This is a genomic window from Blastococcus aggregatus (assembly GCF_900221005.1).
GTDB lineage: Bacteria > Actinomycetota > Actinomycetes > Mycobacteriales > Geodermatophilaceae > Blastococcus > Blastococcus aggregatus.
The window spans coordinates 319,413-340,452 of record NZ_OBQI01000003.1; the positions used below are offsets into that span (position 1 = coordinate 319,413).

At 73.4% G+C, this 21,040-nt stretch carries 16 protein-coding genes; 12 read left to right on the forward strand and 4 right to left on the reverse strand.

Going from position 1 to position 21,040, the window contains the following annotated elements; genetic code table 11:
- Positions 1-76: 76 nt before the first annotated feature.
- A complete protein-coding gene (locus CRP29_RS11380) occupies positions 77-1,486 on the forward strand; it encodes a WS/DGAT/MGAT family O-acyltransferase (protein ID WP_097195154.1) in 1,410 nt (469 codons plus the stop codon).
- Between the two features lie 58 nt (positions 1,487-1,544).
- Here CRP29_RS11380 and CRP29_RS11385 read toward each other — a convergent pair whose 3' ends face one another.
- Entirely contained in the window at positions 1,545-2,585 is a 1,041-nt protein-coding gene (locus CRP29_RS11385; RefSeq protein WP_097195155.1) for an alcohol dehydrogenase catalytic domain-containing protein, read from the reverse strand.
- 268 nt (positions 2,586-2,853) lie between these two features.
- On the opposite strand from CRP29_RS11385, the gene CRP29_RS11390 reads away from it, so the two are divergent.
- The 6 genes from CRP29_RS11390 (at position 2,854) to CRP29_RS11415 (ending at position 11,123) form a co-directional block, all read left to right on the forward strand.
- A complete protein-coding gene (locus tag CRP29_RS11390; protein ID WP_097195156.1) occupies positions 2,854-5,262 on the forward strand; it encodes a glycoside hydrolase family 65 protein in 2,409 nt (802 codons plus the stop codon).
- Between the two features lie 245 nt (positions 5,263-5,507).
- A complete protein-coding gene (ppsA, locus tag CRP29_RS11395; protein ID WP_217991554.1) occupies positions 5,508-7,847 on the forward strand; it encodes a phosphoenolpyruvate synthase in 2,340 nt (779 codons plus the stop codon).
- A 56-nt stretch (positions 7,848-7,903) separates the two neighbouring features.
- Entirely contained in the window at positions 7,904-8,689 is a 786-nt protein-coding gene (locus tag CRP29_RS11400) for a hypothetical protein (protein WP_097195158.1), read from the forward strand.
- Positions 8,686-9,111, forward strand: a complete 426-nt coding sequence (locus CRP29_RS11405; protein ID WP_097195159.1) for a hypothetical protein — start codon at positions 8,686-8,688, stop codon at positions 9,109-9,111. Before CRP29_RS11400 ends, CRP29_RS11405 begins: the two co-directional genes overlap by 4 nt.
- Position 9,112: 1 nt before the next feature.
- The gene (locus tag CRP29_RS11410; RefSeq protein WP_097195160.1) at positions 9,113-9,340 is read left to right on the forward strand and encodes a PLDc N-terminal domain-containing protein; all 228 of its coding nucleotides are present in this window, start codon (positions 9,113-9,115) and stop codon (positions 9,338-9,340) included.
- A 121-nt stretch (positions 9,341-9,461) separates the two neighbouring features.
- Positions 9,462-11,123 carry an AMP-binding protein gene (locus tag CRP29_RS11415; protein WP_097195161.1) on the forward strand — a complete coding sequence of 554 codons (1,662 nt, stop codon included), beginning with the start codon at positions 9,462-9,464 and terminating at the stop codon, positions 11,121-11,123.
- A 67-nt stretch (positions 11,124-11,190) separates the two neighbouring features.
- Here CRP29_RS11415 and CRP29_RS11420 read toward each other — a convergent pair whose 3' ends face one another.
- The 3 genes from CRP29_RS11420 to CRP29_RS11430 form a co-directional block, all read right to left on the reverse strand.
- Positions 11,191-13,788: a flavin-containing monooxygenase gene (locus CRP29_RS11420; protein ID WP_097195162.1), complete on the reverse strand. Its 2,598-nt coding sequence runs from the start codon at positions 13,786-13,788 to the stop codon at positions 11,191-11,193.
- 127 nt (positions 13,789-13,915) lie between these two features.
- On the reverse strand, positions 13,916-14,323 hold the full coding sequence (locus CRP29_RS11425) for a nuclear transport factor 2 family protein (protein ID WP_097195163.1): 408 nt from the start codon (positions 14,321-14,323) through the stop codon (positions 13,916-13,918).
- 132 nt (positions 14,324-14,455) lie between these two features.
- A complete protein-coding gene (locus CRP29_RS11430; RefSeq protein ID WP_097195164.1) occupies positions 14,456-15,946 on the reverse strand; it encodes a DHA2 family efflux MFS transporter permease subunit in 1,491 nt (496 codons plus the stop codon).
- A 475-nt stretch (positions 15,947-16,421) separates the two neighbouring features.
- On the opposite strand from CRP29_RS11430, the gene CRP29_RS11435 reads away from it, so the two are divergent.
- The 5 genes from CRP29_RS11435 to CRP29_RS11455 are packed head-to-tail and all read left to right on the forward strand — an operon-like array spanning position 16,422 to position 21,032.
- Positions 16,422-16,814 carry a VOC family protein gene (locus CRP29_RS11435; protein ID WP_097195165.1) on the forward strand — a complete coding sequence of 131 codons (393 nt, stop codon included), beginning with the start codon at positions 16,422-16,424 and terminating at the stop codon, positions 16,812-16,814.
- Positions 16,815-16,853: 39 nt separating this feature from the next.
- Positions 16,854-17,474: a TetR/AcrR family transcriptional regulator gene (locus CRP29_RS11440; RefSeq protein ID WP_097195166.1), complete on the forward strand. Its 621-nt coding sequence runs from the start codon at positions 16,854-16,856 to the stop codon at positions 17,472-17,474.
- 53 nt (positions 17,475-17,527) lie between these two features.
- Positions 17,528-18,529, forward strand: coding sequence for a hypothetical protein (locus tag CRP29_RS22415; RefSeq protein WP_097195167.1), 1,002 nt, complete (start codon positions 17,528-17,530; stop codon positions 18,527-18,529).
- Entirely contained in the window at positions 18,523-19,587 is a 1,065-nt protein-coding gene (locus CRP29_RS11450) for an aminoglycoside phosphotransferase family protein (protein ID WP_097195168.1), read from the forward strand. The genes CRP29_RS22415 and CRP29_RS11450 overlap by 7 nt, the downstream gene beginning before the upstream one ends.
- A 38-nt stretch (positions 19,588-19,625) precedes the next feature.
- Positions 19,626-21,032 carry an aldehyde dehydrogenase family protein gene (locus CRP29_RS11455; protein WP_217991555.1) on the forward strand — a complete coding sequence of 469 codons (1,407 nt, stop codon included), beginning with the start codon at positions 19,626-19,628 and terminating at the stop codon, positions 21,030-21,032.
- Positions 21,033-21,040: the final 8 nt, after the last annotated feature.

Sequence of the window (21,040 nt, forward strand, 5' to 3'; positions counted from 1 at the left end):
ACGTGCCCGCGCTGCGGGGGTGCGCACAGTGGCGTGATCGCCACCGGCACGACCCTCGAGTGGGAGCTGCAGGCAGATGGACCGCATGAACCCGCTGGACGCCGCCTTCCTCCAGGCGGAGGACGAGGAGCCCCATGTCTCCCTGGCGATCGCGTCCATCGCCGTCTTCGAGGGCCCGGCGCCGACCGCCGAAGAGTTCCGGGCCACCCTGGCCGGGCGCATCCCGCTGATCCCCCGGTACCGGCAGAAGGCCCGCGAGGTGCCCTTCGACCTCGGCCCGCCCGTCTGGGTGGACGACCCCCACTTCGATCTGGACGACCACCTGCGCAGCACGGCGCTGCCGGCCCCGGGCGGCGACCGGGAGCTCGCCGTCCTCATGGGCCGGGTGATGTCCGCCCGACTCGACCGCGACCGCCCCCTGTGGGAGTACTGGCTGGTGGAGGGGCTGGCAGAGGACCGCTGGGCGCTCATCTCGAAGGTGCACCACTGCATGGTCGACGGCATCTCCGGCACCGACCTGTTCCGCATCGCGCTCGACGAGACGCCGGAACCGCGCGCCCCTGCCGCCGACGACTGGCAGCCGTCCGCCGAGCCGTCGGATCTGCGGCTCGTCACCGCCGCGGCGCTGGATGCCGCACGGCTGCCGCTCACTTCCGCCCGGGCGCTGGCTCGTGCCGTCCGGTCCCCTGCCGTCCTGGCCCGCCGCACCCGGGACACCGTCGGCGGGCTGGGCGCCCTGGTCACGGCACTCGTCCCTGCCACGCGGTCCTCGCTGTCGGGTGCTCCGTCGCCGGAGCGCCGGTTCGCCTTCGCCCGCACCTCCGTCGCCGACATCTCCAGGGTCCGCCGGACCCTGGGCGGAACGTTCAACGACGTGGCGCTGGCCGCCGTGACCGCGGGCCTGCGCCGCCTGCTCCTCGAACGCGGGGAGGTGCCCACGGCGCATGCGGTGCGGACGCTCATCCCCGTCTCGGTGCGGGCACCGGGCACCGAGTCGGTCCGGGACAACCAGGTCTCCCTGCTCCTGGCCGAGCTGCCGGTCCACCTCGCGGACCCCGGGGAACGGCTGGCCGCAGTGCGGCAGCAGGTGGCGACGGTCAAGGCCGAACACGAGGCGGAGGCGGGCGCGGCCGTGGTGGAGCTCGCCCGGTACGGGCCGTTCGCCGCGGTGGCGGCCACCGTGCGGCTGGCCGCGCACCTCCCCCAGCGCTCCGTCGTCACGGTGACCACCAACGTGCCCGGACCGCGGACGCCGCTCTATGCGCTCGGCCGGCGCCTGGTCGAGATGGTCCCGTACGTGCCGATCGCCTCGCGGCTCCGCCTGGGCGTGGCGATCTTCAGCTACTGCGGGCAGGTCACCGTCGGCATCACGGGCGACCACGACGGCGCCGCGGACGTGTGGAGCCTCGCCCGGGGCGTCGAGGAGGGAATGGCCGAGCTGCTCGCCGCGGCGGACGGTCCCGCCTCCCCGGCGCACGGCCCCTGACCGTCGCGCGCGCCGCGGACCGGGCGGATCGGCCGAGGTCGCCGGCCCGGCGCGGGCGTCATCCACGGAGGACGGCGACCTTGAGCGCACCCGAGCGCACCGGGTCCTCGAACAGGTCGTAGGCCTGCGGCACCTCGTCGAAGCCGAACCGGTGGGTCACCATCCGGCTCACGTCGACGCGCCCCGCCTGCAGCAGGGACAGGAGCATCGGGGTCGAGAACGTGTCCACCAGGCCGGTCGTGATGGTGACGTCCCTGCTCCAGAGGTCCTCGAGGTGCAGCGTCGTCGGCCGGCCGTGCACCCCGACGTTGGCCACCCGCCCGCCCGGGCGGACCACCCCGACGGCGAGGTCGAAGGTGGCCGGGACGCCCACCGCCTCGATGGCGACGTCCGCGCCGAGACCTCCGGTCAGCTGCCGGACCGTCCCGGCGACGTCGTCGTCCGGCGACAGCACCCGGTCGGCGCCGACGGCGACGGCCGCATCCCGCCGGCTCTCGACCGGGTCCACGACGATCGTCCGCAGCGGGCTGTACAGGCCGGCGGACAGCACGGCCGCCAGGCCGATGGGGCCGGCGCCGACGATGACCACGGTGTCGCCCGGCCGGACGCCACCGTTGAGGGCGCCCACCTCGTAGGAGGTGGGCAGGATGTCGGCGAGCATCAGCGCCGTCTCGTCGGACACGCCCTCGGGCAGCTTGTGCACCGAGCCGTCGGCGAAGGGGATGCGCACCGCCTCGGCCTGCACGCCGTCGATGAGGTGCCCGAGCAGCCAGCCTCCTCCGCCCAGGCACTGGCCGTAGCGGCCCTCCCGGCAGAACCGGCACCGGCCGCAGGCACTGATGCACGACACGAGCACCCGGTCCCCGGCCCGCACGGTCCGCACGTTCTCCCCCACGGCGGTCACCGTGCCCACGGCCTCGTGCCCGAGCACCCGGCCGGGCTGCACCTCGGGGACGTCCCCTCGCAGGATGTGCAGGTCGGTGCCGCAGATGGTGAAGGCGTCCACGGTGACGACGGCGTCCTCCGGATCGATCACCTCGGGGTCCGGGACGTGATCCCATGCTCGCTTGCCCGGGCCGTCGTAGACGAGGGCCAACATGTCCGCCTCCAGGGGTCGTGGGACGTCCACTCCACGCCAGGGGCACGGTCCGGTGGCACCGCCGGTCGTCCGCACCACCCGGGGTCGAAGGTCCGTGCCGCGCCCGCCGTCCGCATGCAGGGCCCTAGGTCCCTGCCCCGGAGGACGGGCTACCCGACCGCGGCGTCCCGCAGCCGGGGACGCTGATCCGGTTCGACGGAGACAGGAGCAGCATGCGCGTCGGGGCGAGCGGGGATGCGGCGGACTCCGAGCGGGACGGCGGGATCCGATGACCGGCTGGCTGCTCCGCTACGACGGGTGGGACCCCGCCGCGGAGCCGCTCCGCGAGACGCTCTGCGCCCTGGGGAACGGCCGGTTCGTCACCCGCGCGGCGGCCCCCGAACGGCGGGCCGGACACGGTTCCTACCCCGGCACGTACGCCGCCGGTGTCTTCGACCGCTTGGCCGACGAGATCGACGGGCACCGGGTGGAGAACGAGAGCATCGTCAACCTGCCCGACTGGCAGTCGTTCACCTTCCGCGTCGCCGACGGGCCGTGGCTCGACCTCTCCGCCGTGGCGGTGACCGACTACGTCCAGGAGCTCGATCTGCGGCGTGGGGTCCTGACCCGGCGGTTCGGCATCCAGGACGGGGAGGGACGCCGGACCCGTGTCGCCCAACGGCGGCTGGTGTCCATGGCCGACCCCCACATGGCGGCGCTGGACTGCACGCTCCTCGCCGAGAACTGGACCGGCCCGCTGACGGTCCGTTCCGCCCTGGACGGCCGGGTGACCAACGACGGGGTGGCGCGGTACCGGGGGCTGGACGGCAGGCACCTGACGGCGGTCGATCCCGGCGCCGGCGCGGAGGTCCTCACCCTCACGGCGGAGACCAGGCAGTCGAAGGTCCGGATCGGCATGGCGGCACGGCACCGCGTGCTCTCCGGGGGAACGGAGCTGCCGGTGGTCGCCGCCGCGGTCGCGGAGCCCGGTCTCGCCGCCGTCGACCTGGAACTCGCGATGGAGGCCGGCCGGCCCGTCACCGTGGAGAAGCTGGCCGCCCTCTGCACCTCGCGTGATCCCGGCATCGGCGAGCCCGGTGAGGCCGCGCTCGACGAGATCGGCCGCGCCGGCACCTTCGCGGACGTGGTGGCGCGGCACGAGCTCGCCTGGGACCACCTGTGGTTCCGCTGCGACGTGGAGATCGAGGGGTCGGTGCGGGCGACGCTCGTGCTCCGGCTGCACGTGTTCCACCTGCTGCAGACCGTGTCCCCGCACAGCCTGGATCTCGACGTGGGCATCCCGGCTCGCGGCCTGCACGGCGAGGCCTACCGGGGGCACGTCTTCTGGGACGAGCTGTTCGTGCTGCCCTTCCTGAACCTGCGCCTGCCCGAGGTGGCACGGTCCATGCTCCTGTACCGGTGGCGGCGCCTTCCGCAGGCGCGCGCCGCGGCGCGGGCCACGGGGCACCGGGGCGCGATGTTCCCGTGGCAGAGCGGGTCCACGGGCCGTGAGGAGACCCAGGTCCTCCACCTGAACCTGCGGTCGGGCCGCTGGCTGCCGGACAACTCCCACCTGCAGCGGCACATCGGCCTCGCGATCGCCTACAACACGTGGCGCTACTACGAGGCGACCGGCGACACCGACTTCCTCACCGAGCACGGTGCCGAGCTGCTGCTGTCGATCGCCGCGTTCTGGGCGGACGTGGCCACCTACGACGCGGTCGGCGACCGGTTCGACATCTGCGGGGTGATGGGGCCCGACGAGTACCACGACGCCCTGCCCGACCGAGACGAACCGGGTCTGGACGACAACGCGTACACGAACGTGCTGGCGGCCTGGACGCTGGCCCGAGCGCTCGAGTGCCTCGAGGTGCTCCCCCCCGGACGACGCCACGAGCTCCTCGACACCCTGGACATCCGCCGGGCAGACCTCGAGAGGTGGCAGCACGTGAGCCGCAAGCTGCGGCTGCCCTGGACCGAGGACGGCGTCCTGCTGCAGTTCCGGGGCTACGAGACGCTGGAGGAGTTCGACTGGGCCGGGTACCGCGAGAAGTACGGCGACATCAGCCGGCTCGACCGCATCCTGGAGGCCGAGGGCGACTCGACCAACCGGTACAAGCTCTCCAAGCAGGCCGACGTCCTCATGCTGTTCCACCTCTTCACCGCCGACGAGCTGTACGCCGTCCTCGACCGGCTCGGCTATCCGCACGACCGGCGGACCATCCCCCGCACGGTCGCGTACTACCTCGACCGCACCTCCCACGGGTCGACGCTGTCGAAGGTCGTGCACTCGTGGGTGCTGGCCCGATCGGACCGGCGGCGGGCGTGGGAGTACTTCCTCGAGGCCCTGGAGAGCGACATCGCGGACGTCCAGGGCGGAACGACCGGGGAGGGCATCCACCTGGGCGCGATGGCGGGCACCGTCGACCTGCTGGAGCGCGGCTTCACCGGCCTGGAGACGCGCGAGGACGTCCTCGGGTTCGACCCCTACCTGCCCGACGCGCTCCGCCGCATGCGGTTCCGGCTGCGCTACCGCCGGCACACCGAGATCGAGGTGGCCATCGACCACCAGACGCTGACCGTCGGCGGAACCGCGAGCAGGGCGACCGTGCTGCCCCTCCGGGTCCGCGACAAGGCGTTCCGGCTGGACCCCCGGGGCAGCCTGGAGATCCCGCTGCGGCGTCGTCGCCCGGACTAGCCGGGCAGCTGTCCGGGCGCCGGCAGCGCCGCCGAGGGTCGCGCGCCGACGGCCATCCGACCCCGGAAGTGGGGACCAACTCCTCCCCCGCGAGGGTCCGCCGCCCCGCGACGCTCGTCCTGACCGGATTGCCGATCGCCGAGCGCCGAGGACCCCCGATGACGGACACGACCACTTCCTCTTCGCAGCCGCCGAGCCCGCGGCCGCCGACGCACGACGCCCCGACGACGACAGCCTCCGAACTCGTGGCGCGGCTGGACGCCCTCCGATCGGCCGACGTCGACCGGGCCGGAGGCAAGGGCGCCAACCTCGGCGAGATGGTGGGGGCCGGGTTCCCGGTACCGGGCGGCTTCGTCGTGCTCGCCGCATCGTTCCGGCGCGCGCTCGTCGCCACGCGCGCCGCCGTCGTCGACCTGAACGACGCGGCCCTGGAGGCGGCTCGGGAGCGCGCGTCGGGCGCCACGGAGGACCTCCTGGCCGCGGCCTGCTCCCGGCTGCAGGCGAGCATCCGGGAGGCGGGCATGCCGGAGGAGGTGGCCCGCGGGATCCGCGACGAGTACGCCCGGCTGGGGCCGGACGCCTCGGTCGCGGTGCGTTCCTCTGCCGTCGGCGAGGACAGCGCCGACACCTCCTACGCCGGCATGAATGCCACGTTCACCAACGTCCGGGGCGCCGAGGCACTCCTCGACGCGGTCATGGAGTGCTGGGCGTCCGCCTTCACACCACGGGTCGTGGCCTACCGGGCGGAGCACGGCTCGTCGGACCTGCCCGACATCGCGGTGGTGGTCCAGCTGATGGCGCCGGCCGACAAGGCCGGCGTCGCGTTCACCGCCGATCCGGTGACCGGCCGTCGCGACCGGCTGATGGTGGAGGCGGCCTGGGGGCAGGGCGAGGTGGTCGTGAGCGGCCGGACCGAACCTGACACCTACGTCCTCGATGCCGACGGGCCCCGGCTGCTGGAGGTGCACCGCGGTGCCCAGAGCGCGAAGATCGTCGCCGCCCCCGGAGGGGGCGATCGGGTGCTGCCCGTCGGCGAGGGCGAGGCCGGGCCCGTCCTGAGCCGGGAGGAGGCCGAGCGGATCGCCGCCCTGGTGCTGCGGGTCCAGGAGCACTACGGCTGCCCGCAGGACGTCGAGTGGGTCCTCACCGAGGGCGTCCTGTCCCTGGTCCAGACGCGACCGATCACCACGCTGGCTCCCGCCGAGAGCTCCGCACCGGCCGGGAGCGGCCTCGCCGGGGAGCAGTCGGAGCCGCTGCTGCACGGGCTGGCCGCCTCGCCCGGCCAGGCCACCGGGCGGGTGCGGATCCTGCTCTCCCCCGCCGACGGCGTCCAGCTCGTCGACGGCGAGGTGCTGGTGGCTCCGCTGACCAACCCCGACTGGATGCCGGCGGTCCGCCGGGCCGCGGCACTGATCACCGACACCGGAGGGGTCACCTGTCACGCGGCGATCGTGGCCCGCGAGCTGGGCGTCCCGGCCGTCGTCGGCACGCGCAGCGGCACCCGCACCCTGACCGACGGCGACGTCGTGACCGTGGACGGGAACACCGGCCGGATCTGGGCCGGGCAGCACGGTGGGACCGCACCCGCCCCCCGTGCGAGCGCCACGACCGCGCCGGCCGCTGCGTCGCCGGCAGTGGTGGAGCTGACCGGGACCGGCGTCCACGTCAACCTGGCCGACGCCGCCCAGGCCACCGCGGTCGCCGAGCTGCCCGTCGACGGTGTCGGCCTGCTCCGCGCCGAGCTGCTCCTGACCCGGGCGCTGAGGGGGCAGCACCCCTCGGCGCTGATCGCGGCCGGGGAGTCCGAGCGGGTCGTCGCCGACCTGGCCGCCTCGATCGGCGCGATCGCGGGGGCCTTCGCGCCCCGGCCGGTGACCTACCGCACCGCCGACCTGCGCAGCAACGAGTTCCGCGGCCTCACCGGCGGCCAGGAGTACGAGCCGGTGGAGGACAACCCGATGATCGGCTACCGGGGCTGCTACCGGTACGTCCACGACCCGTCGTTCTTCAACCTCGAGCTCGCGGCGCTCGCCCGGGTGCGGGAGGAGTTCCCCGGTGTGGCGCTCATGATCCCGTTCGTGCGGACGAAGTGGGAGCTCGAGGCGTGCCTGACCCTCGTCGACGCCTCACCGCTCGGCCGGCAGCGCGGGCTGCGTCGCTGGGTGATGGCGGAGGTCCCGTCGGTGGCCTACTGGCTGCCGGAGTACATCGGGCTGGGAGTGGACGGCGTCTCGATCGGTAGCAACGACCTCACCCAGCTGGTGCTCGGGGTGGACCGCGACTCCGCCGACCTGGCCGAGTTGTTCGACGAGGCCGACCCCGCGGTGCTCGCCGTCATCGACTCCGTCATCGCCACGGCCCGGCGGATGGGCATCCCGTCGTCCCTGTGCGGGCAGGCCCCCTCCCGTCGCCCCGCGTTCGTGGAACACCTCGTGCGCGCAGGGATCACCTCGGTCTCCGTGGAGCCGGCTGCCGTACCCGCGACCCGGCACGCGCTCGCCGCCGCGGAGCGACGGGTCCTGCTGGAGGCGGCTCACGGCGCCGCGTCCGGCTCCGGCGACGGGCGGCCGGCGTGGAGTCGCTAGCGCACGGAGCGGCGCGCGGCCAGGTACCGGTCGCGGATCCGCCGGACGACGGACCCGTGCCGGCGCTGGACGAGCGGATGCAGGCCCTGGAGGCCGCCGCCACCGAGGCGACCCTGACGTCGGCGTTCTGCGACGTCCCGGGCTGTGCGCTCGTGCTGCACCCGGACCGTCTCGACGTGCGCGCGGTGGGCTCCCGGCACGTGCCCGAGCCGGATCGCCCCTGGCGGCGCGTCGTGCAGGGCGCCGGCGCCGTGGTGCTCGGCGTCCGGGTCGCCTTCGCCGCCCGGGCCTGGGCCGTCCAGGTCGAACGGCTCCCTCGTCCCGACGACCCCGGGCTGCTCGCCGTCCTCCGACCCGTGCCGGGAGCGCCGGAGCCGGGCCTCGCGCAGCTCGCCGGGACAGCGGCGCAGGGTCCGGTGCGTCGGCGCCCCCTCGCGCTCCGGCGGCTGCCGCCGACCCTGCTGGAGCAATTGGGGCGGGCAGCGGCAGCCGAGGGCGCGGTCCTCGTGCCGGTCCCGCCCGAGCAGGACGGCACGGTCGCGCAGCTCGAGCGCGAAGCCCTGGCCATCCGCGGGCAGGATCCCGGCCCTGCACGCGACTCCCTGACGGAAGCCGACGACGACGCCCCGGGCAGCTTCCTGCTCCTGGTCACGGACGCCGACGACGAGCTCGCCTGGCTCCGGTCGGGGGAAGCGTCCGAGCGCGTCCTCCTCGAACTGGCACGCGCCGGGTGGCGGGCCACGGTGGTCCCGCACGTGCTCGACGCACCCCTTACCAGGGCCGACGTGCGGTCGGCCCTGAGCTGGGACGACCACCCGCAGTCCCTGATCCGGGTCGCGTGACTCCGCCGTCCCCCTGGGCCCGAGGGCCCGGCCGCACCGCGCCGGAGCTGGCGGCCACGGGCGTGGGGCTCTTCTTCGCCGCCTGTGCCGTCGGGAACGCGGTCGGCACGCTGCCGCGGTCCACGCAATTGATGGAGTGGTTCCGGGACACCACCTGGCTCCCGCCGTACCGGGTGGTGCTTGCTCGGCTCGTGCCCGTGGCGGCGCCCGTCGTCGGGGCCACCGCAGTGGCCGAGGCAGCGGTGGCCGTGCTGCTCCTCGGTCGCCGGCACCAGGAGGCCGGGCTGTGGCTGGCGACCGGCTGGGTCATCGGCATCAGTCCGGCCGTCGGCTCCCCGTACTGGCTGGTCAACGTCCCGCAGGCGATGCTCTACGCGGGGCTGGCGCGGCGACTGCGCGCCGCACGCGAACGGAGGCACTGACATGGCACGACGACGCTGGCGGGAGCTGACCCCGGCCCAGCAGACCGCGGTCCTGACGCTGGGAGCGGTGCAGCTGTCCCTCGCGGCCACGGCGTGGACCGACCTGGCCCGACGGCCGGCAGCTGCGGTCAACGGCCCCAAGGCCGGATGGGCCGCCGTCGTCGCCGTGAACTTCTTCGGCCCGCTGGCCTACTTCCGGTGGGGCCGGCGGTCCGCTCCGGCGGACTGACCGCGCCGGATCCGGTCGACCGCCCCGTGGCAGCTCGGGGGTCTGGCCGCAGGAACGACTCGGGGCTTACATGGACACCGGCAGGGAGCAGCACCGCCGACCGGCAGGGAATGGACACCAGATGCAGACCAGCGTCCCCACGCAGCCGTCGTACAGCAGCGGCACCTCGACCGTCCCGCTGCTGGGCGACACCATCGGCGCCAACCTCGACCGGACAGCCGCCCGGGTGGGTGAGCACGAGGCGCTGGTGGAGTGCGCCACCGGGCGTCGCTGGACCTATCCGCAACTGGTCGCCGACGTCGATGCCTGCGCGCTCGGCCTGGACGGGCTCGGGGTGCGGAAGGGCGACCGGGTAGGGATCTGGGCGCCCAACTGCGCCGAGTGGGTCTTCGTCCAGTACGCGACGGCGAAGCTCGGCGCGATCCTGGTCAACATCAACCCGGCGTACCGCACGCACGAGCTGTCCTACGTGCTGGAGCAGGCCGGCATCTCGGTGCTCGTGTCGGCGCCTGCGTTCAAGGGCAGCGACTACCGGGCGATGGTGGCCGAGGTCCGCGGCGACTGCCCGGACCTGCGCGAGGTCGTCTTCCTCGGCGACCCGGAGTGGGAGCGGCTCCTGGCGACCGGCCGGGGCGCCGACCGCGAGCTGCTGACCGAGCGGGAGACCCAGCTGTCGGCCGACGACCCGATCAACATCCAGTACACGTCCGGGACGACGGGCTTTCCCAAGGGCGCGACCCTCACCCACCACAACCTGCTCAACAACGGGTTCTTCGTCGGCGAGGGGTGCGGGTACACCGAGGCCGACCGCGTCTGCATCCCGGTGCCGTACTACCACTGCTTCGGCATGGGCATGGGCAACCTCGGGGCGACCTCCCACGGGGCGACGATGGTCATCCCGGCGCCCGGCTTCGACCCCGCCCTCACGCTGAAGGCCGTGCAGGAGGAGCGCTGCACCTCGCTGTACGGCGTCCCCACCATGTTCATCGCCGAGCTGGGCCTGCCCGACTTCGCCGACTACGACCTGTCCAGCCTGCGCACCGGCATCATGGCCGGCTCCCCCTGCCCGGTGGAGGTGATGAAACGGGTGGTCAGCGAGATGGGCATGACCGAGGTGACCATCTGCTACGGCATGACCGAGACCTCCCCGGTGTCCACCCAGACCGGTGCCGACGACGACCTCGAGCGGCGGACGGCGACCGTCGGCCGGGTGCACCCGCACCTCGAGGTGAAGGTCGTCGACCCGGCGACCGGGCTGACCGTGCCGCGTGGGGAGACCGGCGAGTTCTGCACCCGTGGCTACTCGGTGATGCTCGGGTACTGGCACGAGCCGGAGAAGACCGCGGAGGTCATCGACGCCGCACGCTGGATGCACACCGGCGACCTCGCCGTCATGGACGACGCCGGCTACCTCAACATCGTCGGGCGCATCAAGGACATGGTGATCCGGGGCGGCGAGAACGTGTACCCGCGCGAGATCGAGGAGTTCCTCTACACCCACCCCGACGTCGTCGACGCCCAGGTGATCGGCGTCCCGGACGAGCGCTACGGGGAGGAGCTCATGGCCTGGGTGCGGCTGCGGGAGGGCGCGGAGCCCCTGACGGTGGCCGCGCTGCGCGAGTTCTGCGCCGGCCGGCTCGCCCACTACAAGGTGCCCCGGTACGTGAAGGTCGTCGACGAGTTCCCCATGACGGTGACGGGCAAGATCCGCAAGGTCGAGATGCGGGAGGTCTCGGTCGAGGAACTCGGCCTGCAGGACGCGGCGGCCGTGCGGAACGCCTGACCCGATGCCGGCCCCCTGACGCCGGAGGGGGCGCCGCGTGCCGACCCGGCCCGCGGCGCCCCCGTCGTCACACGGTCGCGGGTTCCGGCAGGAGGGCGCGCAGCCGCGCGCCGATCTCCGCCCGTACCGGAGCGCCGGAGAGCACGACGTCGACCATCGTCAGCGAGGTGTGCGTGTGCCCGCGGGCCGCCACGTGCTCGACCGGGACCCCGGCTGCGCGCAGCGCCTCGGCGTAGGCGATGCCCTCGTCGCGCAGCGGGTCGAACTCGGCGGTCACCACGATCGCCGGCGGCAGGTCGTGGAGCCGGCCACGCAGCGGCGAGGCGGCCGGCTCGGTCCGCGCGGCCGGGTCGCAGTAGTGGTCCCAGAAGTACTGCATGACGCCGGCGGTCAGCACGTAGCCCTCGGCGTTCTCCCGGAACGAGTCCGTGGCCATGGCGGAGTCGGTGACCGGCGTCAGCAGCAGCTGCCCGCGCAGAGCGGGGCCGCCCTCCTCCCGGGCCCGCTGCGCCACGACCGCCGCGAGGTTGGCGCCGGCGCTCCACCCGGCCACGACCAGCTGGTCCGGGATGCCACCCAGCTCGATCGCGTGGTCGGCGACCCACCGGAGCGCGGCCCACGCGTCCTCGGCGGCCGCCGGGTAGCGGGCCTCGGGCCCGTGGCGGTAGTCCACCGACACCACGACGACGTCGCTGCGCGCGCAGAGGTCCCGGCACAACGGCTCGTCGGACCCGTGATCGCCGATGACCCATCCACCCCCGTGGAAGTACAGGACGACCGGGTGCGGCCCCGGGGAGGCCGGGCGGAACAGCCGGTAGGCCAGGTCGCCGGCCGGGCCCGGCAGGACCCCGTCGCGGACCTCGCCGACCTCGGGGCCGAGCGGGCGGTCGGCGTTCAGCGTGTCCATGAACTCCCGCAACTGCGCGGGCGGCAGGGACTCCAGCGCGGGGAGACCCAGCTGCGCCATCATCTCCAGCACCACGGCCACGTCGGGCTGCAGCCGGCGGACGACGCCGTCGGTGCACTGCTCGCCGTCCGGACCGGTCAGCCGGAAGCCCAGGTAGTTCCGCTCGCGCACCTCGTCGGCCGCTGCCCGGTAGCCGTCGACGCCGCCGATGTAGGGGTAGAAGACGCGGGGCTTGCCGGGCACGTTGGCACCCATGTACCAGGAGTTCGCGGTGGGGTGCAGCGTGATCGCCGCGCAGTCCGCGACGTGCCGGTTCCACCCCTCCTCGGCCAGCGCGGTCGGCTCGATCGTCGTCATCCCGCGGGCGCGCAGATCGGCCAGGCAGCCGGCCACCCAGTCGACGTGCTGCTCGATCGAGACGGCCATGTTCGACAGGACCGACGGGCTGCCGGGGCCGGTGATCGCGAAGAAGTTCGGGAAGCCCGCCGTCATCAGGCCCAGGTAGGTCGACGGGCCGTCGGCCCACTTCTCCTGGAGGGAAACGCCCTCGCGGCCCGCGACGTCGACCCCGACCAGCGCGCCGGTCATGGCGTCGAACCCGGTGGCGTAGACGATCGCGTCGACCTCGAACGACTCCCCCGCGGTGTCGATGCCGCTCTCGGTGATCGTGGTGATCGGCGTCTTCCGCAGATCGACCAGCCGGACGTGCGGGAGGTTGAACGTCGCGAAGTACCCGGTGTCCAGGCAGGGCCGCTTGGTGCCGAAGTAGTGGTCCCGCGGGGACAGCGCCTCGGCCGTCTCCGGATCGGTCACGACCGCGCGGATCTTCTCGCGGATGAACTCGGCGACGATCTCGTTCGACGCCGGATCGGTGCCCTGGTCGGCGAAGACGCTCGTGATCACCTGCAGCTCTCCCGCCTCCCACGCGCTCTCGAGCCGCTGCCGCCGCACGTCCTCCGGCGTCGTGACCCCCTTCAGCTCGGTGGCCTCGCCGGGGACGCCCATCCGGGACCACCGCGCCGATTCCCGGTAGGCGTCGCGGTCCGCGCGCAGCTGGTCGACCCGCGCCGCCGGTGCCGGTCCGTTGTGCGCCGGGATCGAGAAGTTCGGCGTCCGCTGGAAGACGGTCAGCTCCGCCGCCTGCTGGGCGATCAGCGGGATCGACTGGATCCCCGAGGAGCCGGTGCCGATGACGGCGACCCGCTTGCCGGTGAAGTCCACGCCCTCGTGCGGCCAGCGGCTGGTCAGGTGGACGTCTCCCCGGAAGCGGCCGGCCCCCTCGATCTCCGGCTCCTTCGGCACGGACAGGCAGCCCGTCGCCATCACGTAGGAGCGGCAGGTCACGGTCTCCCCGCCCGAGGTGTGCACCCGCCAGAGCTGCGCGGCGTCGTCCCACTCGGCCCGGTCGACCCGCGTGTCGAAGGTGATGTCGCGGCGGAGGTCGTAGCGGTCGGCCACGAACTGCAGGTAGCGGAGGATCTCCGGCTGGGTGGCGTACTTCTCCGACCAGGTCCACTCCCGCTCGAGCTCGGGGTCGAAACCGAAGGTGTAGTCGGTCGTGGGGATGTCGCACCGGGCGCCCGGATAGCGGTTCCAGTACCAGGTCCCGCCGACGTCGCTCGCCTGCTCGAACCCGCGCGCGGAGAAGCCCGCCTCGCGCAGCCGGTGCAGCAGCATCAGCCCCGCGAAGCCGGCCCCCACGACGACGACGTCCACCTGCGGCTCCTGGCGCGCGTTCCGCCCTGCTTCCTCGGCCATGCGGTCCCCCTCGGACTATGACGACGGTCACACCTGCACGGCTCTTTGTACCGGTCCGCGCGGCCGGTGGGGGCGGTTCGGGCCGATCAGTTCTCCGCCGCGCTCCGGTCGATCCCGGCCCGGCAGGTCAGCCGCCCGCGGCCAGGCTGCGGCCCATCTGCTCGTGGACGGCGTTGATCGCCTGCAGCGGCCGCAGCATCACGCGGAACTCGACGATCCGGCCGGTGTCGTCGCACCGGATGATGTCGACGCCGTTGACGTACTTGCCGTCCACGCTGGTCTCGAACTCGAGCACCGCGGTGTCGCCGGCGCGCACCTCCTTCGTGTAGCGGAAGGTGCCGCCGTCCCCGCCGGCCAGCGTCCCGGCCGCCGCCTGCAGGTACTGCGTCGTGACGGCCTTCCCGCGCTGGGGCGTGTAGACCACCGGCGAGTAGAAGACGACGTCGTCGGCGAGCAGCCCGTCCAGGCCGCCGGGGAGCTCGCCGGTCATGTACCGGTGCCAGCGGGCGATCACGTCGTCGATCACCTGAGCCATCGCGGACCCTCCTCCGTCGTGGGGCGCGGTCGCGCCCCGCGACGGATCCTGCCCTGACCGGGGGTCCCGGACGCGGCGACGGCCCTCCCGAGAGTTCCGGGAGGGCCGTCGCCGTGGGTCGAGCGGGAGGGCTCAGTGCATGAGCACCGGGGCCGGCACCGCGCCGTCCTCGTCGTCGAGGAGATGCGAGGTCTCCTTCTTCCGCGGCAGGAACGAGACCGGGACCAGGGCCAGCAGGATGAGGACGAACGCGACGGTGAACGTCGTCCCGAAGCCGTCGGCCATGAACTCCAGCGGCGCGACGCCCTCGGGCATCGCCGCGGTGAGCTGGTTGGTCAGGACGACCGACAGCACGGCGGTGCCGATGGAGCCACCGATCTGCTGGACGATGTTGACCAGCGTCGAGCCGCGGGCGACCTCGGAGTTGGTCAGCGACTTCAGCGCCGAGGTCATGATCGGCATCATCGTGCCGCCCATGCCGAGGCCCATCACGAACAGCGCCCCGCACAGCACCCAGTAGGAGGTGTCGGCGCCGACCTGCGTGAAGACGAAGAACCCGCTCGCCATCACCAGCAGGGCGACCGGCACGGTGCGCCCGATCGGCACCTTGTCGGCGAGGACGCCGGCGATCGGCATCGTGACCATGGCACCCAGGCCCTGCGGGGCGATCAGCAGACCGGCCATCAGCGTCGTCTCACCGCGCACCTGCAGGAAGTAGGACGGGAACAGCAGGCCCGCCCCCATGAACGCGATGACGAAGACGAACATCGCCACGGTGGCGATCGTCAGCCGGCGGTTGCGGAACAGCCGCAGGTCGATCAGCGGCTTCTCCGTCCGCAGCGCGTGCAGCACGAAGCTCAGGATCAGCAGCACGCCGATGGTGGCCGACACCCACACCCGCGGGCCGAAGGAGGCACCCTCGCCGCCCTCGGCGATCGAGGAGACGCCGAACAGGAACAGCGCGAGGCCCGGCGAGAGCAGCAGCATGCCGAGGAAGTCGAACCGCTCGGTCGGGCTCGGCTCGTCCTTGGGCAGCACCCGGGACGAGTACGCCAGCGCGACGAGGCCGATCGGCAGGTTGATCAGGAAGATCCAGTGCCAGGAGGCGATGTCGATCAGCCAGCCACCGAGGATCGGGCCCGAGATCGGTCCGAGCAGCATCGGGATGCCGAGCACGGCCATGAGCCGGCCGATGCGGTCCGGGCCCGCGGCGCGGGTCAGGATCGTCATGCCCAGCGGCATCAGCATGCCGCCGCCGAGGCCCTGCAGGACCCGGAAGGCGATCAGCATCTCGATGGAGGTCGCCATCGCGCAGAGCACGGAGCCGGCGGTGAAGAGGAACAGCGCCGCGAGGTAGAGCCGCTTGGTCCCGAAGCGGTCGGCGGCCCAGCCGGTGAGCGGGATGACGGTGGCCAGGGCCAGCGTGTACGCCGTCATCGTCCAGGCGACCGTCGCGTAGGTCGCGCCGAAGACCTCCTGGAAGGTCGGCAGCGCGACGCTGACGACGGTGATGTCGAGGATCGACATGATCGCCCCGAGGACGACGACGCCGGCGATCCTGAGCACGGCCCCGTCGATCTTCTCGGGATAGGCCTGCGCGATCGGCGGGGCGGGGGTGGTCACAGGCGGTTCTCCTGGTTCGGCGGAGTCGGTGGAGCGTCAACGGGGCGCACGGCGTCGGGGCCCGGCCGGCTCGTCCGCGTGGTGGAGGGCGACGGCTCCCGGGAGCCGGGGGCCCGCCGGACAGTAGCGAGCGCAGGCGCCCGACCCCAGGAGATTTCGGTGAACTGACCGTGACATCCCCGGAGATCGTGCGGTGCGAGTGGCGCACCTCACGGCGGAGGTGACCGGCGCGTCTGGGCTGCCGGGGCCAGGCACCCGCCACCCGCACCCGGAGGTCCCGTGAGCACGACCCTCGACGCCTCGTCCGGTGGCTCCGTGCCGTCGGACGGCCGGCACGCCCGGGTGCGGATCGTGCCGGAAAGCTGGTGAGCTGGGACTTCCGCAAGGCCGTATGCCCCTTGCCGCGCCCGCGGTGCAGGGCCACGCTCGACGGCGTCTCATCCGCACGGGGGCAGATCCCGATGGGGAGCCAGCCATGCTGAGCACGAGCAGGGTCGAAGCCAACATCCCGGCCTCGGACCTCGGCCGGGCGAGGGCCTTCTACCCCGACAAGCTCGGCCTGACGCCGAGCAACGAGATGGGCGGCGTCGCCCTCACCTACGAGACGGAGGGCGGGACCGCCTTCAACGTCTACGAGACGGCCTTCGCCGGGCAGGCGGGGCACACCATCGCCCAGTGGCACGTGGACGACATAGAGGCCGAGGTGCGCGACCTCAAGGCCAAGGGCGTGACGTTCGAGGTCTACGACATGCCCGGCGTCCGGTGGGACGGCGACATCGCCTCCCTCGAGGGCCTGGGCCGTGCCGCCTGGTTCAAGGACAGCGAAGGCAACATCGTGTGCATCGACCAGGAGGTTCCCGCCGGCTGAGCCGGGCAGCCTGGGCCGTCCGGCCGTAGCCTTCCGCGGATGTCCGCTGCGTCCGTTCCCGGAAGTGCCGCCTGGTGGCGCGGGCACGAGGAACGCCTCGCCCGCCGCCGGCCGCACACCGACGGCCTGACGCTGGAGGTCGTGCTGACCGAGGCGCTGGCGCTGGTCGACGCCGAGGGGATGGACGCGCTCACCGTGCGGGCGCTGGCCACCCGGCTGGGCACGGGCAGCTCCACGCTCTACCGGCACGTCGCCAGCCGGGACGAGCTGCTGGTGCTGCTCGTGGACGCGGTGCTCGGCGAGGTCCGGCTGCCCGATCCGGAGCTGCCGGGCCGGGAGCGGGTCGAGCAGCTCTCCACCGAGCTCCGCCGGGTGCTGCGCAGCCATCCGCACGTCGTGCCCGCGCTCAGCGGCTCGCCGATCCTCGGCCCCAACGCCATGCGGGCCTCGGCCTGCGGGCTGGACAACCTGCTCGCCGCCGGGCATCCCCCGGAGCGGGCGCGCGCCGCCTACCTCGCGCTGCTCGACTACGTGCTGGGGTCCGTCGCCTTCGATGCCGCCGCCGAATCCCCGGGCGCCACGCACGACCGGAGACCCCGCAGCGACGACGTCTTCGCCTTCGGGCTGACCACGTTCCTGGACGGCCTCGAGAGGGGCTGACGGTTGCGAGCATTGCTCGCTAGTGTTCCGGGTCACACCCCCTTGGAGGCACCGTGGCCCGACCCACCCCCGCCGACGAGCAGCTGGTCCACCAGCTGCCCGAGCTCCTGCCGGCGGTGGCGACCCCGCATCCGCACTGGCGGGAGAGCCACTTCTTCGACATCCACCACCCCTCCGGGGCCGGCGACGCCGTCTTCTTCACCATGGCCGTGCGGCCCGCGCAGGACAAGATGGACAGCCTGCAGATGGGCCGGATCGGCGGTCAGCAGGTGCTGCACGGCAGCGCGCGGCCGCTGGGCGACGACCCGCAGACCCCCGAGGTGCCCGGCGCGCGCGTCGAGATCGTGAAGCCGTGGCGGGAGGTCCGGATCTGGGCCGACCCCGAGGTGAGCCCGATCGGGGTCGACGCCGTCTTCACCGCCCGCACCCAGGCCTACGGCCTGCGCCGCGGCACGATGCGCGCTCCCGACGGCATCGTCTGGGACCAGAGCCACATCCTGCAGTCCGGCACCTGGTCGGGCACCTACACCGTCGACGGCGTCGAGCGCAGCATCGACGGGTGGGTCGGCCAGCGGGACCACTCCTGGGGCGTCCGCGACCACGGCCGCTGCCCGCTGTGGATCTGGTTCCAGATCCAGCTCGAGGACGGGATGCTCGGCGTCTGGCACTGGGAGCTGGCCAACGGCGCGACGATCTACACCGACGGCTGCTGGGCCGCCGCCGACGGCAGCGACCCGGTCCCGGTGGTCGGCTTCAGCTACGACGTCGACTGGCGGGGCGCCGACGGCGCCGTCGTGGCCTACGGGAAGAACGGCGAGCAGGTGGCCGGGATCGCGGGCGGCTGCCGGTTCGTGCTCGCCGACGGCCGGACGATCGACGTCGAGGCCGAGGGGGACTTCGTCCGGCCCTACGAGCCGTTCCACCGCGGCGGGCTCAACGTCGTCCGGGTGCGCACCGGGGACGGCCGGAGCGGCACCGCCGTCTACGAGGTGACCGGCGCCCGCCACCACCGCTTCTTCCCCGACACCGAGGTCGACGGGATCCTGCCGTGCTGACCATCGCCGACACGGCCGAAGCCCTGACGCCGGAGTGGCTCACCGGCGCCCTGACCGCGTCCGGTTCCCTCGCCGGGGCGCGCGTGGTCGCCGCGGAGGTGCGGCCGCTCGGCACGGGTCAGATGTGCGACAGCGTGCGCATCCGGCTGACCTACGACGCGCCGGACGCCGGGCCGGCGTCCCTGGTCGCCAAGCTGCCCGCCGCCGACGAGGGCAGCCGGGCCACCGCGATCGCGTTCCGCTCCTACGAGAAGGAGGTCCGCTTCTACCAGGAACTGGCGCAGCGGCTTCCGGTCCGGACGCCGCGCGTGCACCACGCCGCCATCGACGTGCCGACGGCGTCCTTCGTGCTGCTCCTGGAGGATCTCGCGCCCGCGCAGCCCGGCGACCAGCTGCTCGGCTGCAGCACCGAGGTCGCCGCCGCGGCCGTCGCGGAGCTGGTCAAGCTGCACGCTCCCCTGTGGGGCGACCCGTCGCTCGCGGAGCTCGACTGGCTGCACGGCGACCCGGACGGGCGGGGCGCGCTGCTCAAGGAGGTCCTGCCGCTGCTCTGGTCGGGCTTCCAGGAGCGGTACGCCGCCTCGCTCCAGCCGCACGTGAAGCAGGCGGGCGACGTCTACTTCGGCCGGCTGGACGTCCGGCCCGCCGGCTCCACCCCGCAGACGATCACGCACGTCGACTTCCGGCTGGACAACCTGTTGATCGGCCCCGCCGGCGAGGTCACCGTCGTCGACTGGCAGACCTGCGGCACCGGGGTCGGGCCCAGCGACCTCGCCTACTTCCTCGGGGCGGGCCTGGCGCCCGAGCTCCGGCGGGAGGCCGAGGACCTGCTCGTCCGCGGCTACCACGACGGCCTGGTCGCGGCCGGCGTGACCGGCTACGACCGGGACGACTGCTGGCTGGACTACCGGCGCGGCACCTGGGCCGGCCTCTCGATGGCGGTGCTGGCGTCCATGAGCGTGAAGCGCACCGACCGCGGCGACGAGATGTTCCTGGCGATGGCCGACCGGCACGCCCGGCACGCGCTCGACCTCGACGCCGCCGACGTCCTGTCCTGATCCCCTCCCCCACCCCCGCTCCCGAGGAGAACCCCCACGTGACCGAGCACCTGATGACCATCAACGGGGAGCAGCAGTCCTCCCCCGACTCCTTCGCCGTGATCAACCCGTCGACCGGCGAGCCGTTCGCGCGCGCACCGGAGGCCACCGCCGCGCAGTTGGACGACGCCATGGCCGGGGCCGCGCAGGCGTTCCGCTCCTGGAAGCGCGACGACGACGCCCGCCGCGAGGCCCTGCGGCTGGCCGCGAAGGCGGTCAACGAGTCCGTGCCGCAGATCGCCACCCTGCTCACCCAGGAGCAGGGCAAGCCGCTGAACGAGGCCATGTTCGAGGTGATGGGCGTCGGCATGTGGCTGCAGTACTACGCCGACCTCGAGGTGGAGCGCGAGATCCTCCAGGACGACGACGCCGCCTTCGTCGAGGTGGTGCGCCGGCCGATCGGCGTCGTCGCCGCGATCGCGCCCTGGAACTTCCCGCTGCTGCTGTCGTCCTGGAAGATCGCCCCGGCGCTGCGCGCCGGCAACACCGTCGTCCTCAAGCCCTCGCCCTACACGCCGCTGTCGTCGCTGGCGATGGTCGAGGTGCTCAACCAGGCGCTTCCGCCGGGCGTGCTCAACATCGTCACCGGCGGGGACGCCCTGGGCGCGGCGATGACCGCCCACCCCACGCCGCGCAAGGTCAGCTTCACCGGCTCGATCAGCGCCGGCAAGAAGGTCGCGATCGCGTCGGCGGCGGACCTGAAGCGGGTCACCCTCGAGCTCGGCGGCAACGACCCGGCGATCGTGCTGGACGACGCCGATCCCGCCGTCGTCGGCAAGCAGCTGTTCGACGCGGCGTTCACCAACAACGGCCAGACCTGCGTCGCGGTCAAGCGCGTGTACGTGCCGGAGAGCCTGCACGACGCCGTCGTCGAGGCGCTCGTCGCGGAGGCGAACAGCGTCGTCGTCGGCGACGGGATGGACGAGGCGACGAAGCTCGGCCCCATCCAGAACCGGCCCCAGTTCGACCGGGTCACCCGCCTGGTCGACGGCGCGCTCTCCTCCGGAGCTCGGGCCGCGGCCGGCGGCGCGGCCCTCGACCGGCCGGGCTACTTCTTCGCCCCGACGATCCTCACCGACGCCTCCGACGGCACCGAGATCGTCGACGAGGAGCAGTTCGGCCCGGCGCTGCCGGTCATCGCCTACCGCGACCTGGACGACGCCATCGAGCGCGCCAACGCCACCACCTTCGGCCTCGGCGCCTCGGTGTGGGCCACCGACACCGAGCGCGGCGAGGCCGTCGCCCGCCAGCTCGACGCCGGCTCGGCGTGGGTGAACACGCACGCGGCGCTGGCGCCGAACCTGCCGTTCGGCGGGCTGAAGTGGAGCGGCGTCGGGGTGGAGAACGGCCCGTGGGGCTACAAGGGCTTCACGGACATGCAGCTGCTCAACCGCCGCAAGAAGTAGCGGCCGCC